This is a genomic window from Paenibacillus sp. UNC499MF, assembly GCF_900107975.1.
GTDB lineage: Bacteria > Bacillota > Bacilli > Paenibacillales > NBRC-103111 > Paenibacillus_F.
Window position 1 is genome coordinate 98,085 of the sequence record NZ_FNVF01000007.1, and the last position, 15,235, is coordinate 113,319.

General features: G+C 57.4%; 12 protein-coding genes and 1 riboswitch. Of the genes, 11 read left to right on the plus strand and 1 reads right to left on the minus strand.

Translation table 11 applies throughout. The annotated features are described in order from the left end of the window. The 4 genes from C4S74_RS16170 to C4S74_RS16190 form a co-directional block, all read left to right on the plus strand. On the plus strand, window positions 1-3,408 hold a 3,408-nt coding region (locus C4S74_RS16170), incomplete at its 5' end, for a response regulator (RefSeq protein ID WP_146065509.1). Window positions 3,409-3,857: 449 nt separating this feature from the next. Then, complete coding sequence (locus C4S74_RS16175) at window positions 3,858-4,550, plus strand: N-acetylmannosamine-6-phosphate 2-epimerase (protein ID WP_103996334.1); 693 nt, start codon at window positions 3,858-3,860, stop codon at window positions 4,548-4,550. A 59-nt stretch (window positions 4,551-4,609) separates the two neighbouring features. Then, entirely contained in the window at window positions 4,610-6,256 is a 1,647-nt protein-coding gene (locus C4S74_RS16180) for a DUF4127 family protein (RefSeq protein WP_103996335.1), read from the plus strand. A gap of 518 nt (window positions 6,257-6,774) precedes the next feature. Next, a complete protein-coding gene (locus C4S74_RS16190) occupies window positions 6,775-7,257 on the plus strand; it encodes a zinc ribbon domain-containing protein (RefSeq protein ID WP_103996337.1) in 483 nt (160 codons plus the stop codon). Between the two features lie 118 nt (window positions 7,258-7,375). Here C4S74_RS16190 and C4S74_RS16195 read toward each other — a convergent pair whose 3' ends face one another. Then, on the minus strand, window positions 7,376-7,945 hold the full coding sequence (locus C4S74_RS16195; RefSeq protein ID WP_103996338.1) for a TraR/DksA C4-type zinc finger protein: 570 nt from the start codon (window positions 7,943-7,945) through the stop codon (window positions 7,376-7,378). 241 nt (window positions 7,946-8,186) lie between these two features. Continuing rightward, a riboswitch (TPP riboswitch) is annotated at window positions 8,187-8,297 on the plus strand. Between the two features lie 326 nt (window positions 8,298-8,623). On the opposite strand from C4S74_RS16195, the gene C4S74_RS16200 reads away from it, so the two are divergent. From C4S74_RS16200 to thiC, 7 genes are all read left to right on the plus strand, one after another. Next, window positions 8,624-9,280 (plus strand): thiamine phosphate synthase, encoded by a 657-nt coding sequence (locus tag C4S74_RS16200; protein ID WP_103996339.1) that lies wholly within the window; start codon window positions 8,624-8,626, stop codon window positions 9,278-9,280. Next, window positions 9,277-10,437, plus strand: coding sequence for a glycine oxidase ThiO (thiO, locus tag C4S74_RS16205; RefSeq protein WP_103996340.1), 1,161 nt, complete (start codon window positions 9,277-9,279; stop codon window positions 10,435-10,437). Before C4S74_RS16200 ends, thiO begins: the two co-directional genes overlap by 4 nt. Before the next feature lie 79 nt (window positions 10,438-10,516). Beyond that, on the plus strand, window positions 10,517-10,720 hold the full coding sequence (thiS, locus tag C4S74_RS16210) for a sulfur carrier protein ThiS (protein ID WP_103996341.1): 204 nt from the start codon (window positions 10,517-10,519) through the stop codon (window positions 10,718-10,720). Between the two features lie 4 nt (window positions 10,721-10,724). Next, complete coding sequence (locus C4S74_RS16215) at window positions 10,725-11,492, plus strand: thiazole synthase (protein WP_103996342.1); 768 nt, start codon at window positions 10,725-10,727, stop codon at window positions 11,490-11,492. A gap of 175 nt (window positions 11,493-11,667) precedes the next feature. After that, entirely contained in the window at window positions 11,668-12,585 is a 918-nt protein-coding gene (thiD, locus tag C4S74_RS16220) for a bifunctional hydroxymethylpyrimidine kinase/phosphomethylpyrimidine kinase (RefSeq protein WP_103996343.1), read from the plus strand. Next, window positions 12,573-13,262 carry a thiamine phosphate synthase gene (gene thiE, locus C4S74_RS16225; protein WP_103996344.1) on the plus strand — a complete coding sequence of 230 codons (690 nt, stop codon included), beginning with the start codon at window positions 12,573-12,575 and terminating at the stop codon, window positions 13,260-13,262. The genes thiD and thiE overlap by 13 nt, the downstream gene beginning before the upstream one ends. Before the next feature lie 182 nt (window positions 13,263-13,444). Next, on the plus strand, window positions 13,445-15,220 hold the full coding sequence (thiC, locus tag C4S74_RS16230) for a phosphomethylpyrimidine synthase ThiC (protein ID WP_103996345.1): 1,776 nt from the start codon (window positions 13,445-13,447) through the stop codon (window positions 15,218-15,220). Window positions 15,221-15,235: the final 15 nt, after the last annotated feature.

A 15,235-nucleotide genomic window follows, 5' to 3' on the forward strand; every position in this document is an offset into this window, starting at 1 on the left:
ACGATCAACACGATGGTGGATCAGCTCAGTTCATTCGCCTCCGAGGTTACGCGTGTAGCCCGAGAGGTAGGAACCGACGGTAAGCTGGGCGGCCAGGCGCATGTGAACGGGGTCGGCGGAATCTGGAAAGACTTGACCGACAACGTTAACATCATGGCGACCAACCTCACCAACCAGGTGCGCGGCATCGCCAAGGTCGTAACGGCCGTCGCCAACGGTAACCTGAAGCAGAAGCTGATGGTAGACGCGGCGGGCGAGATCTACGATTTGAGCGAAACAATCAATAACATGATCGATACACTCGATACGTTTGCTGACCAGGTTACGACCGTGGCCCGCGAGGTAGGGGCCGAAGGAAAGCTGGGCGGTCAGGCACATGTGCCGGGGGCTTCCGGCACGTGGCGTGACTTGACCGATAACGTAAACTACATGGCGTCCACGCTGACGACTCAGGTGCGCCAGATTACAAACGTCGCGACCGCGGTGACGAAGGGTGACTTGTCGCGGACTATCGATGTCATCGCGGCGGGCGAAGTCGGAACACTCAAAGATAACATCAACGAGATGATCCGCAACCTCAAGGAAACGACGCGGATCAATACGGAGCAGGATTGGCTTAAAACCAACCTGGCCCGGTTCAGCCGCCTCCTGCAGGGTCAGCGCGACCTGTACGAAGTGTGCCGCATGATCATGTCGGAGCTGGCTCCGCTCGTTTCCATGCAGCACGGCGTGTTCTACATGAACGAAGCGAACGGCGAGGAGCAGGTGCTCCGCATGTTCTCCAGCTATGCTTATCAGCAGCGCAAGCACTTGTCCAACGAATTCCGTCTGGGCGAAGGCCTGGTCGGCCAATGCCTCATCGAGAAGCAGCGCATTCTGCTGACGAACGTGCCGGAGGATTACGTGGTAATCGGCTCGGGCCTCGGCGAAGCCGCACCGCTTAACATCGTGCTTCTGCCGATCATGTTCGAGGACCAGGTGCTTGCCGTAATGGAGCTGGCTTCCTTCCGCCGCTTCACGGAGATCGACATCGCGTTCCTCGACCAGCTGACCGAGAGTATCGGAATCGTGCTGAATACGATGCAGGCGAACATGAGAACCGAAGAGCTGCTGTCCCAGTCGCAGTCTCTCGCGGAAGAGCTTAAGAAGCAGCAGGAAGAGCTCCAGAACACGAACGACGAGCTGGAAGACAAAGCGAAGCTGCTTGTTATTCAGAAAGCGGAAGTCGAAAGCAAGAACAACGAGGTCGAGCAGGCGAAACGTTTCCTCGAAGAGAAGGCGGAGCAGCTTGCACTGACGTCCCGGTACAAATCGGAGTTCCTGGCCAATATGTCTCATGAGCTGCGGACACCGCTGAACAGCCTGCTTCTGCTGGCCGAGCAGCTTTCCGAGAATCCGGACCATAACCTGACCGACGATCAGGTGAAATTCGCGCGTACGATCCATGATTCGGGTCTTGACCTGCTCAACTTGATTAACGATATTCTCGATTTGAGCAAAATCGAATCCGGTACGATTACGCCGGACTTCACCGAAATCAAGCTTACCGAGATTACCGACAATATGGAGCGGACTTTCCGGCATATTGCTCAGGACAAGAAAATCGATTTCAAAATCAAGCAGGAAAAAGCGCTGCCGGAATCCATTATTTCCGACTCCAAGCGCCTGCAGCAAATATTGAAAAATCTGTTATCCAACGCCTTCAAGTTCACCGAGAAGGGCGAAGTCGTTCTCCTTATGCGCCGGGCGAGCAGCGGCTGGAGCCAGGACAATGAATCGCTGAACCGCGCCCGAATGGTGCTGGCCTTCTCCGTCGGGGATACCGGAATCGGCATCTCCGAGGACAAGCAGCAGATTATTTTCGAAGCGTTCCAGCAGGCGGACGGCAGCACGAACCGCGAATACGGCGGAACGGGCCTCGGTCTTGCGATTTCCCGCGAAATCGCGGGCATGCTCGGCGGTGAGATCACGCTGTTCAGCGTAGTGAACGTCGGCAGCACCTTTACGCTCTTCCTGCCGGTCGATCTCGATCCGGCCATGCTGGAAGCGGCCGCCGCTTATGTGCCTGAAGTGATCGACGTACCGGCGCCGCAGCCTAAGAAGTACGAATACGACCGGTTCGATACGACACAGCTCGTAGATGACCGTGCGAACATTGAAGCGGGCGACCGCGTGTTCCTGATCGTGGAAGACGACATGAAATTCAATGAGATTCTGCTGGATATGCTTCACAGAAAAGGCTTGAAAGCCATTATCACGCCGAAAGGCAACAAGGCGGTCGCTCTCGCCAAGAGGTACAAGCCGGTTGCCATTACGCTTGATCTGCGTCTGGAAGATATGAACGGGTCCTCCGTTCTGGATCAGCTGAAAGACGACATTGAGCTGCGTCATATCCCGGTAACGGTGATGACGATCGAAGACGACGCGACCGAGCTTCTGCAGAAAGGCGTGTTCGACTTCCTCTGCAAGCCGATCAAGAACGAAGATCTGGAGAATGCGATCGATAAGCTCAATGATTTCGGCAGCAAACCGTTCCAGCAGCTTCTGGTCGGAATGTCCGATTCGGAGCGCCGCAGACAGACGGTGGATCTCGTGAAGAACAGCGACATTAAGGTCAGCGCGACCGATACCGGCCGCAAGGCGCTGAACCAGCTGAAAACCAAGGACTTCGACTGCGTGCTCGTCGATACGGACCTGCCGGACATGGGCCCGGCCCAGTTCGTGCGAGAAATGCAGAAGAACGCCAAAAACAAATACAAGCCGGTTCTGATCAACCGGACCGAGAAGCTGACCAAAGAGGAAGAGGACGACCTGGAGGAGCTGCGTTCCATCGCAGTCATCAAGGAAGTGAAGTCGCCGATTCAGATTGTGGACGAAACGATGTTGTTCCTTCACCGCAAGCTGGAAAACCTCAATGACGGCCAGAGAGATATTCTGATTAAAAAGCACCAGTCCAACGAAATGATCGATTCGAAAAAGGTGCTCATCGTCGACGACGATATCCGCAACATTTTCGCTCTGACGACCATTCTGGAACGCCAGAACATGAAGGTTATATCCGCAGAGAACGGTCATGACGCCATCGAGATTCTTGAGCAAATGCCGGACATTAATATCGTTCTGATGGATATCATGATGCCGGTTATGGACGGATACGAAACGATGCGGGAAATCCGCCGCAGACCTCAGTTCCAAGACCTGCCGATCATTGCGCTCACGGCGAAAGCGATGAAAGGTGACCGCGAACAGTGTCTGGAAGCGGGAGCCTCGGATTACATTACCAAGCCGGTGAACAGCGCCCAGCTTCTCGCGATGCTGCGGGATTGGTTCCTGGCCCAGGACGGGCTGCAGCCGAGTCCGGCCGAGCTTCCGGGTTCCGAGCCTTTCGGATGGATGAAAGGGCAGTAACGTCAGTAAACGTCAAGTAAAGCCGTTTTAAGCCTTGTGCGTAAGCACAGGGCTTTTTTTATTTGCCGGAGCTTGGAGAGGCGGGTGGTGCTTTACTGAAAGACTCTGAACCTTAAGACCGCTCGGGGTTAGCTTCAAGGCTGCGGCTGTTGTAAGGAAGGCCGGCTGATTCTTTGGTCCGCTTCTCTTAAGTAGAAAAAGTCAAAAAACAGCGGATTATGTAACTTTTTGTTGGAAATATGTGTCTATAAAAGTAGATACTTTAGAAATTTAAGGTCCAAAGTCTTGTTTCAGATTGTGAGAGGAATCCGATGAATTTAAGAATAAAGAAAAATTGCTCCAAAATTAAGTTGAATTACGGATAATTACTTCATATAATAAAGTGACGGGTTTTCTTATAAATGCCGGCAGCGGTGCCGGACGGTCTTATAACTAACGGAGGTACAGCGATGGAAAAACACAGCCTGTTGGAAGCAGTCAAGGGAGGAATTATCGTATCCTGCCAGGCATTGCCGGACGAACCATTGTTCGGAAGCGAAATGATGGTCAGGATGGCGCTGGCCGCGGAGGCCGGGGGAGCAGTCGGCATAAGAGCCAATACGCCGGTCGATATCGCCGCGATTAAATCGAGAGTAAAACTGCCGCTTGTCGGGCTCTGGAAGCGTGACTATGAAGGCAGCGATGTATATATTACGCCTACCTTGGAAGAAGTGGAGGCCGTTTGGCGGGCGGGGGCGGATATTATCGCGCTGGATGCGACGATGAGGCCGCGGCCCAAAGGAGAGACGCTGAAGGAAATCGTGTCCGGGATCAAAAAACGGGCCGATGTTCTTCTCATGGCGGATATCTCCACCGTTGAAGAAGGGCTCTATGCCCAGGAAGCCGGCTTCGATATCTTGTCTACGACGATGTCCGGGTACACGCCGTACAGCCCGCAGCAGGAAGGTCCGGATTTCAAGCTGATCCGCGAAATGGCCGCCCGGGCCGACATCCCGGTATTCGCCGAAGGTCGTATTCATACCCGGGAAGATGCAACCGAATGCTTCCGCAGCGGAGCGCATACCGTCGTTATTGGAGGCGCTATCACGAGGCCTCAGCAGATCACAAAACGTTTTGTCGACTTTGTGCGTATACACGTTTAGACCGGTTCTGCCGGACGATTGCGCATTATCACTTTTTCTGATCAGGGGAGATCAATGGGATGACGAAAATCGTATTTGTACCGCTCGACGAGCGGCCGTGTAATCTGGAATATCCGAAGCGTTTGGCCGAAATGACCGATTTGGAGCTTGCCGCTCCACCCGTGTCCATCCTGGGCCGCAAGAAAACACCGGGGGATACGGAGGCTCTTAAAAACTGGCTGCTCCAGGAAGCGGAAGAGGCGGACTATGCCCTGGTGTCGCTGGATATGCTCGTTTACGGAGGGATCGTACCTTCCCGGCTGCACTATTTGACCCGTGAGGATGCGCTTAAGCGTCTTGAAGTGCTGCGTGAACTCAAAAGAACTAAGCCGGACCTGCGGATTCACGCTTTTAATCTGATTATGAGAGTGCCGGCCTACTCCAGCAGCGAAGAGGAGCCGGATTATTACGCGGATTACGGCCGCGAGCTGTTCTTGTACGGCTGGTATACGGACAAGAAGGAGCAGGAAGCGCTGACAGACGAAGAAGAGCTGATTTTCGCCGGCATTCTGGGCAAAGTTCCGAAGGATGTGCTGGAGGATTTCACCGGACGGCGCGAAATCAACGCTTTCGTCAACCGGACGGCGCTGGAGCTCGCGGAGGAAGGCATTATCGATTATTTGATCATCCCGCTCGACGATAATTCCCAGTACGGCTTCTCCCCGCTGGAGCAGAGAGCGCTAGCGGTCCTCTCGGAAGAGCTGGACCTGACGGACCGCGTTGCCATATATCCCGGTGCGGACGAAATCGGCTGTACGCTGTTTGCCCGGATTTTCTGCGAGAGCAAAGGCTATCTTCCGAAGCTGTTCGTCCGCTATTCCTCCACGAGGGGGCCTTTCTGCATTCCGAAGTACGAAGACCGCAGTCTGAACGAGAGCATTAAGGCGCACCTGACGAGTGCAGGCGCTTTTATGGCGGACAGCTCGCAGGGAGCCGACGCCGTGCTGATGGTCAATTCGCCGCCTGTAGGCGAATCGGACATGGCGGAAACGTCGCAGGCGTGGAGCCAGCGGCACTGGTCCTACTTCTCCGAGGTGAATTTGCGCGAGTTCGCCCAGGCGATGCGCGTGTATCTCGGAGAAGGGCGGACCGTAGCCCTGGCCGATGTGGCGGTCTGCAACGGCGGCGATACCGTGCTGCTCAAGCTGCTTGCCCGTCAGGGCCAGCTTGAGGGGCTGGCCGCGTATGCCGGGTGGAACACCTCCGGCAATACGCTGGGCACCGTCATCGCGCACGCCGTCATCGAGGCGTATTACGCGGGCGCGCGGGAAACTGCCGGCGGCACCGATGCTGACGGGGTGCCGGAAGGCCGTTTGCGGAGCGAAGCCCAGAAGCGGAGCAGCAGGGCCTTCTACTTCTACCGGCTGGTAGAAGACTGGGGGTATCAGGCCCTCATCCGCAAGGATGTGACGGCGAACGTGCTTCCGGCGTTCGGAGCGGGCTATTTCGGCATGGCGGGCAAGCAGCCGGAAATCGAAGCCGTCGTCGCGGAGAAGCTCCGTTCGTTTGCCGACGAGCGTCTTGCCGGGCTGACGCCCGGGCGGATCGAGCTCACCAACGTCCATCTGCCGTGGAACCGGATGTTCGAGGTGGGTTTTGATCTGCAGCTGGTGGGGGACAGCGGCTCCGATCCATCCCGTGAAATTAAAGCGACCGCCGGGAACTGACGGGAACCGGGCTTTTTTTGCAAAAATTTTCTGTATCACATATCGGATACGAACATCGGATGGGAGAATACGGCAAGCGTCTCGACCTTAAGGCCGGGGCGCTTTTTCGTACAGACCGACACACCGCCGTCATGCAGGAAAAACCGTACGCCGGCACTGCGGGATGCGAAGGGAAAGCAGGGAAGGGGCGCCGTAAACTTTGCAAAAGGATACCGGCTGACGGCCGTTTTCGAAGAAATATGGCTCATCTGCATACACAGTCTGTCCGTCCTCCGGCCGATGGCCTGCGCCAACTATCAGCCCGGTCTCGCCCTTCAAGCTGCCACCTAATCGAACCCGGATATTTCAAGGAATTTCTTAAATTACGGGGCAAAGCGGAATTGGTGTCCTTTTTTCCGGAACGGGCCCATACACTGTAACGAGGCCGAAATTCGCGCATCCAGCGGGAAACGGGTATAATGGGGGTATTAAAAAAGTCAGATTGTGCCCATGCAATCTTAACATCAAGGAGGTACCCTATGTCCGGATTTATCGGGAAGATTAAACAGGGCGCAGCCGAAGCGGGGAAAAAAGCGCAGCAGACGATCGAAGTTAACCGGTTGAAGCTGCAAATTGCGGCTAAGCAGAGAGATATGCAGAAACTGTATACGCAGATCGGCGAATTCGTCTACGAAGCGGGCAAGAAGCAGCAGCCTTATCCGGAGACGCAGGTCGCGGCCGTAACGGCTGAGCTCCAGGCTATCGAAGATGAGATCAAGGCGATGCAGGACCGCATCTACAGTCTGTACGACGAAAAATCGTGCGAATGCGGACACGTGGTCGCGGTGGATACCCGGTTTTGCCCGAACTGCGGGCGGAAATTCGAACCGGTTCAGGAGCAGGCGGATTTTACGGCGATTATGGAATTGAAGCCTTTCTGCCCCCAGTGCAAAGAAGACATCGAACCCGGTATGCAGTTCTGCACAACCTGCGGATACCGGCTGACGGAAGAAGAAAGCTAGGCTTGCCGGCAACCTGCGGCGGGCGTTACACATGCCACATGTTAAAGACGATACAGGCGACATGCCAAAAAGGATGAAGGGATTCTTTACGAATGCCTCATCCTTTTTTTATGCTTTTTTACTTCTCATCTTCGCAATCGTCCGCGGGATCTTTCGGCTGAGCGTTTCCCGTCCTGCGGGTGTCGGAACTGTTTCCGTATTCTTCTACCGTTTTCCAGGCGTCCACGTCGTCGATTTCGGAGCGGCCCGTATCGTCATCGTTCGGAGACTCCAGAATCGGTTCGAGAATTTCTTCTTCTACCGGTCGGTTTACGGAATCGTCTTCCGTACGTGTCTGCGAATGTTCAACGCAGGTAGAAGCCCACGGAATCGCCTCCAGCCGCTCGAACGGAATCGGCTCCTTGCATACTTCGCATACGCCGTAGGAACCGGATTCAAGCCGGCCGATCGCATGTTTAACGTCTGTAAGCTGCTGTTCCATATTTTCATCCACCGCCTGATCCCGGCCTCGTTCGAACGCTTCGGTTGCGATGTCGGCAGGGTGATTGTCGTATGAGGATAATTCTCCGGTAGAGTCTCTCAGGGAGTCTTCCTCCCGGTCGGACTCAAGCACGTGCTCCAGCTCGCTTTTTTCCTTGTAAAGCCGCTGCTCCAGCTTGTTTCTTTCTTCCTCGGTCAGTGCTGCCATCGGACATTCCTCCCCTTCGGATACGGTATATGGGCCGGTTCCCCTTGATGAGATGAACACCGCCCGATCGTATTTTTTTATTACCCGAAGACCCCTTTCTTTGACGCAAAAGGAGAGGATGGTAACATACGGGAGCGGACAGACGAAGCTTGCCGGAAGAAAAAAATTTCGGTTTCGTACGGTTCTTCGAGAGAAAATTTAGCTTGTAATTGGAAAATGGATAGGGTAAGGTAAAGATAACCTTATATGTTTCGGGAGCTGGATGAAGTCCGGCTGAGAGTGTGACCGCGAATGTCACTAACCGTATCTGATCTGGGTAATGCCAGCGTAGAGAGAATAACCCTGCCGACCAAGGCCGCACGGTATATTCCGTCCGGTCTTTTTTAGTTCACTGCAAACCTGAAGTTCTGCCGGTTGTTCCGGAAAATCTTGCCGACTTACGAACCGCCCGGCGGCGTAAGTGCGGGAAGACCGGATGAAACGAAGCGGCTCCGGCCGTTTCCGCCGATAGGCGGAGCGGCGTTCAGGCTCGCGTGTGCAGCGGTATATGGGAAACCACTTTCTGCGGAAAGTGGTTTTTTTGCGTCTATTGCGTCTGTTTGCGTTTCTTCCGCAGGGAGGCCATTCTCTTCGGGAATATAAGTTAGCCCGTACATAAAGCGAAAGGAGACAACCGAGATGATCCTATATCCCGCCGGACCGGAGCTTCACGCCATCTCGACCGGAAGGCAGAAGCCGGAGGTGCTTATACGGATCGCCTCCGCTATCCATCCTTATGTAACGGCCATTCATGTGCGTGAAAAAAACAAGTCTCCGCGGGAACTGTGGGCGCTGCTCGCCGGCCTGTCCTCCTGCGGGGTTCCGCCGGGGAAAATTGTCGTCAACGACCGGGCTGATGCGGCCTGGTTGTCGGGAGCGGGAGGAGTTCAGCTTCCGGGAAGCGGCCTGCCCGCCTCCGCCGTGAAAAAGGGATTCCCCGGCCTGCGAGTCGGCGTTTCCGTTCACGGGCCTCAGGAAGGAGGCGGCGCCGCGGGGGAGGGGGCCGATTATGTGATATTCGGCCATATATTCGCCACAGGCTCCAAACCCGGTGCGGCCCCGCGCGGCACGGAGACTCTCCGGGAGACGGTGCTGGCTTGCGCAGGCCTCCCGGTTATCGCGATCGGAGGAATTGTTCCGGGGAACTGCGCCGAGGTGATGCGTGCGGGAGCGGCGGGGGTGGCGGTCATGAGCGGCATATGGGAAGCGGAGAATCCCGCGGAAGCTGCGAAACGTTACCGGCATGAACTGGATTTTGCCCGGCAGCGGGAGAAAACAGGAGGAGAACTGGGATGAATCGGGATACGGATATTGTCGTAATCGGAGGTGGCGTTATCGGCTGCTCGATCGCCTACCAGCTGGCGAAGCGGGGAGTCCGTGTGACTCTGCTGGAAAAAGAGCGTATTGCCGGCCAGGCGTCAGGCGCGGCAGCCGGGATGCTCGGGGCCCAATCCGAAATGCACGAAGCGGGGCCGATGTTTGATTTTGCCCGCCGGAGCCGGGATATGTTCCCCGATCTGGCGGAGGAGCTGAAAGAGCTGACGGGCCTGGATATCGGCCTCACACGCCGGGGTATGCTCAAAGCCGCCTGGACCGATGGCGAAGCGGCTGCGCTCAAAGCGGACGCCCGTTTCCACCAGGAGGCCGGCGGCCGGGCGGAATGGCTCAGTTCGTGCGAGACAGGCTGGCTGGAGCCCGGGCTGAGCAAGGAGCTCCGGGGCGCGCTTCACCTGCCCGAAGAGGGACACGTGCTGGCGTCGGAGCTGTCGGCCGCTCTGGCCGCCGGTGCGGCACGGCTTGGAGCGCGGATCGTGGAGCACGCCGACGTGACCGGACTCCTGACGGAGTCGGGCCGGGTGATCGGCGTGCAGACCCGCGAAGGGAAAATCCGCTGCGCCGGTGCGGTGCTGGCTTCCTCGCTCTGGAGCGCCCAGATTCTGGCGCCCTTGGGCGTGGAGCTGCCCGTGTATCCGGTGAAGGGAGAATGCTTCTCCCTCACGGTGCGGCAGCCTCTTTTCGCGAGGACGATCGCCTCGGGCGGCTGTTACATCGTGCCCAAGCCGGGCGGCCGAATCATCGTGGGAGCCACGGCCCAGCCCGGCTCCTTCGACCGTAGCCCGCGCCTCGGCAGCCTGCTTTCGCTGGCCGCGCAGGCACAGCGGCTCGTCCCGGCGCTTGCGGATGCCGAGTGGGAGCGCGCCTGGGCGGGGCTGCGTCCCCAGACGCCCGACGGAATGCCGTACATCGGCGAAATAACGGCCTGCCAAGGGCTTTTCGCCGCTCTGGGGCATTACCGCAACGGCATTTTACTGTCGCAGGCGACAGGGGTGCTTGCCGCTTCGGTGCTCACGGGTGGGGCCGCCGCTGCCGAAGAAGCTCTGCCGGGCGCGGGCAGGCTGCTCCAAGCGTTCCGGCCGGACAGACGGGCGGCAGTGGAAGCCGTAAGACAGTAGGCCCCTCCTTTGGCTGGGAGCATAGCTCCGTATGCCAGTCCGGAGGCTGCATTTTGCAAGTGAAGGAGGCATTTGACGGATGAAGCTGCGCATAAACGGTGACGACATTACGGTGCCGGAAACGGTACATACCGTAGAAGGACTGATCTCGCACCTCGGTTTAAAACGCAATCTGCTTATCGTGGAAACCAACGGGCATATTTTGCAGGGGGAAGACCATGCGGATGCCCCGGTGGCGGACGGCGACCGGATCGAAATCGTTCATTTTGTAGGAGGAGGCTGACAAGATGCTGAAAATCGGACCTTACGAATTCAACTCAAGGCTGCTGCTTGGAACGGGAAAATTCCCGGATTTTACGATTCAGAAAAAGGCGGTCGAGGTTTCCGGAGCGCAGATATTAACTTTTGCCGTCCGGCGGATGAATATTTATGACCCGGAGCAGCCGAATTTTTTGTCCATGCTGGACGTAAGCAAATTTAAACTGCTGCCGAATACGGCGGGAGCCAAAACGGCCCAAGAAGCGGTCCGCATCGCCAAGCTGGCGAAAGCTTCCGGACTCTGCGACATGATCAAGGTGGAAGTGATCGGCTGTGACAAGACCTTGCTGCCGGACCCGGTAGAAACGCTGAAGGCTTCCGAAATGCTGCTGGCCGAAGGGTTTCTTGTCCTGCCGTATACGTCGGATGATGTCGTGCTGGCCCGCCGTTTGCAGGAGATGGGCGTACATGCGATCATGCCGGGGGCTTCGCCGATCGGTACGGGGCAGGGGATTATCAACCCGCTGAATCTCGGCTTCATTATCGAAGAAGCGCGCGTGCCCGTCATCGTGGACGCAGGCATAGGGGCTCCTTCGGACGCGGCGCTGGCCATGGAAATGGGAGCGGACGGAGTGCTGCTGAACACGGCGGTTTCCGGTGCGGAAGACCCCGTGCGGATGGCGTATGCGATGAAGCTGGCTTTGGAAGCGGGCAGAGCCGGATATGAAGCCGGGCGCATCCCCCGCAAGCGTTATGCTTCTGCGAGCAGTCCTTTGGAGGGAGTCAGCATAGGCTGACGGATTGATACGGGCGGGAGATTGGCATCAGGCCAACCGTTACCAGAAAAAGCACTCGCCTCTGAGATTGAATCCTGCAGCGACTGTGTGACTAACTGCAACTCTATAGTCGTGTAGACCTATACGAAAAAGCGGAATTATGTCGGTAACTGAAAGTATATGGAGGTGCAGCCCGATGAACATGTCCTTAGACAAAAAGCAGCGTCCGCCCGTGCCATCCCTTCAAGCTCCGCTCGTTCCTGCGGCGGCCACGATCGCCGGTTCCGACAGCGGTGGAGGGGCCGGCATACAGGCCGATCTGAAAACGTTCCAGGAGCTCGGTGTATTCGGAGCAAGCGCTTTAACGGCCGTAACGGCACAAAACACGCGGGGTGTTCACGGTGTGCACCCGATTCCTCCTTCCATGGTGACGGCTCAGATCGACGCGGTTGCCGGAGATATCGGGCCCGCCGCCTGGAAGACAGGCATGCTGTTCAGTGCGGAGATCATTGAAGCCGTAGCGGACCGCGCATCTTTCTACAAATGGTCGCGTCTGGTCGTGGACCCTGTCATGATCGCCAAAGGCGGAGCAAGCCTGCTGCAGGAGAATGCCGTGCAGGCGCTCAGGAGCCTGCTGCTGCCCTTGGCCCAAATTGTAACGCCGAATATCCCGGAGGCGGAAGCGCTGACGGGAAGGCGGATCGCTACGATGGCGGACCGCAAGGAAGCCGCCCGCCGAATTCATGCGTGGGGCGTAAATTACGTCGTGTTGAAAGGCGGCCACGGAGGAGACCGCGCCCAGTCGCTGGACCTGCTGTACGACGGCCGCGTGTTTACGGAATTTGCGGCTCCCTGGATAGAGACGAGGCATACGCACGGCACCGGCTGTACCTTCGCCGCGGCTTTGACAGCGGGGCTTGCCGCGGATCTTCCGGTGGACGAAGCGGTGCTGCTCGCCAAACGCTTTATCCAGGCGGCTCTCGCTAATCCGCTGAACATAGGAGCCGGACACGGGCCGACCAATCATTGGGGATACAACAGACCCGGACCCGCAAGTGATATCCTTAAACCGGTACCGGCTGCGGCGGGAGAAAGCGAGGGATGGCGCTTATGACCGAAAAGGCTGCCGATGAACGCTATGCCGGCAATCTGAGGGAAGCGTTGAACGTTTACTTCGTGATGGGAAGCCCCAACTGCGGCGGCAGAAATCCCGCTGCCGTTTTGCGGGCGGCTATAGAAGGCGGCGTCACGCTGTTCCAGTTCAGGGAGAAAGGCCCTGGCGCCCTGCAGGGCCAAGAACGGACGGAGCTGGGCAGGAAGCTCCTCGGCGTCTGCCGCCAGGCGGGAGTCCCGTTCATCGTAAACGACGACCTCCGCCTGGCGGAAGAGCTGGAGGCCGACGGAATACACGTCGGCCAGGAAGACCTGGCGCAGTTGGACCGGACCGGACTGCGCCAAAGATTTAAGGGGCGGATACTCGGCATATCCGCCCATAACCCCGCCGAGGCGCGGGAGGCGGTCCGCTGCGGCGCCGATTATATCGGCGCGGGCCCGATGTACGCCACGGCGACGAAGCCGGATGCCCGTGCCGTGCAGGGCCCGGGCATTATTGCCGCCATGCGGGCGGATGGCATTACGCTGCCGCTGGCGGGCATCGGCGGCATCACGCCGGAGGGCGCGGCCGCCGTACTGGCGGCCGGAGCCGACGGCGTGGCCGTCATCTCGGCCATCGGCGGCGCCGGCGATCCGCGCGAGGCGGCACGGAGATTTTCGCGCCTGTTTGCGGGATAAGCCACCGTATGCGGCGGTACGGGCATCATTGCGGCACACAAGGCTGCTTGACCGGGAAACGTGATTTTTTTAGCCGGATCTAAACGCATTCATTCAGGTGTAACAATTAAACCGCCGTTGAAGTCATAAATTCCTATAAAACGTGCAGAAGAAGCCAATAAAGTTCGGGAGGGATTTTTAAAATGACCAAGAGTACAGAAATCCAGGAGCCTAACGTATCCGCTTTTCCGGGGAGCCGCAAAGTTTATGTGGAAGGCTCTCGTCCGGACGTGCGCGTAGCGATGAGGGAAATTAAGTTAAGCCCGTCCTCCGGGCGGTTCGGCGAAGAAGAGAATGCCCCGGTCCGTGTCTATGACACGAGCGGTTTGTACACGGATACCGAAGAGGCGACCGATATCCGCAGGGGTCTGCCTGCGAACCGATACGGCTGGATTGTGGAGCGCGGCGATGTCGAAGCTTACGAAGGCCGTACCGTAAAGCCGGAGGACAACGGGCTGCGCAGCGAGGAAGCGCTGGCCAATACGGAAGTGTTCCCCGGACTCAGCCGGAAGCCCCTTCGCGCCAAGCCGGGGAGTAATGTGACCCAGATGCACTATGCGCGCCAGGGGATCGTTACGCCGGAAATGGAGTACATCGCCATCCGTGAAAATGTGGCGCCGGAATTTGTCCGGGATGAAGTGGCCCGGGGACGTGCCGTTATTCCTTCGAATATCAACCACCCGGAAAGCGAACCGATGATCATCGGGCGCAATTTCCTTGTGAAGGTGAATGCGAACATCGGCAACTCCGCCGTAGCATCTTCGATTGAGGAAGAGGTGGAAAAAATGACGTGGGCGACCCGCTGGGGGGCCGATACGGTCATGGACCTGTCCACGGGCAAAAATATCCACACGACCCGCGAATGGATCGTACGGAATTCACCTGTGCCGATCGGAACGGTGCCGATTTATCAGGCGCTGGAGAAAGTGGGAGGCAAGGCCGAGGAACTGACGTGGGAAATCTACCGCGACACGCTTATTGAACAGGCGGAACAAGGCGTTGATTATTTTACCATTCATGCGGGCGTGCTCCTCCGCTATATTCCTTTGACGGCCCAAAGAACGACGGGAATCGTTTCCCGTGGAGGCTCGATTATGGCAGCCTGGTGCCTGGCGCATCATAAGGAAAACTTCCTGTACACTCATTTCGAAGATATTTGCGAAATTATGAAAGCCTATGATATTTCGTTTTCGCTTGGTGACGGCCTGCGTCCCGGTTCGATTGCCGATGCGAACGACGAAGCGCAGTTCGCCGAACTGGATACGCTCGGAGAGCTTACACGGATTGCCTGGAAGCATGACGTCCAGGTCATTATCGAGGGACCCGGTCACGTTCCGATGCATCTCATCAAAGAAAACGTCGACCGGCAGATGGAGGTTTGCCAGGAGGCGCCGTTCTACACTCTCGGTCCGCTGACAACGGATATCGCCCCGGGTTACGACCACATCACGTCCGCTATTGGCGCGGCGATGATCGGCTCGTTCGGCACGGCGATGCTCTGCTATGTAACGCCGAAGGAACACTTGGGTCTGCCGAATAAAAACGACGTGCGCGAAGGCGTAATCGCCTATAAAATCGCCGCGCATGCGGCCGACCTGGCCAAAGGTCATCCGGGAGCGCAGGACCGCGATAACGCCCTGTCCAAAGCGCGGTTCGAATTCCGCTGGCGCGACCAGTTCAACCTTTCGCTTGATCCGGAACGGGCGATGGAGTATCACGACGAAACCCTCCCTGCGGAAGGGGCCAAAACCGCCCACTTCTGCTCCATGTGCGGGCCGAAATTCTGCTCGATGAGGATCACGCAGGACATCCGCGAATACGCACGTGAGAACGGACTCGGCGAACAGGAAGCGGCGGAAGCGGGGATGGCCGGCAAGGCTGCCGAATTCCGGCGTGAAGGCAGCGTAATTTACAAGTAGGCCGAGATTCGGCCC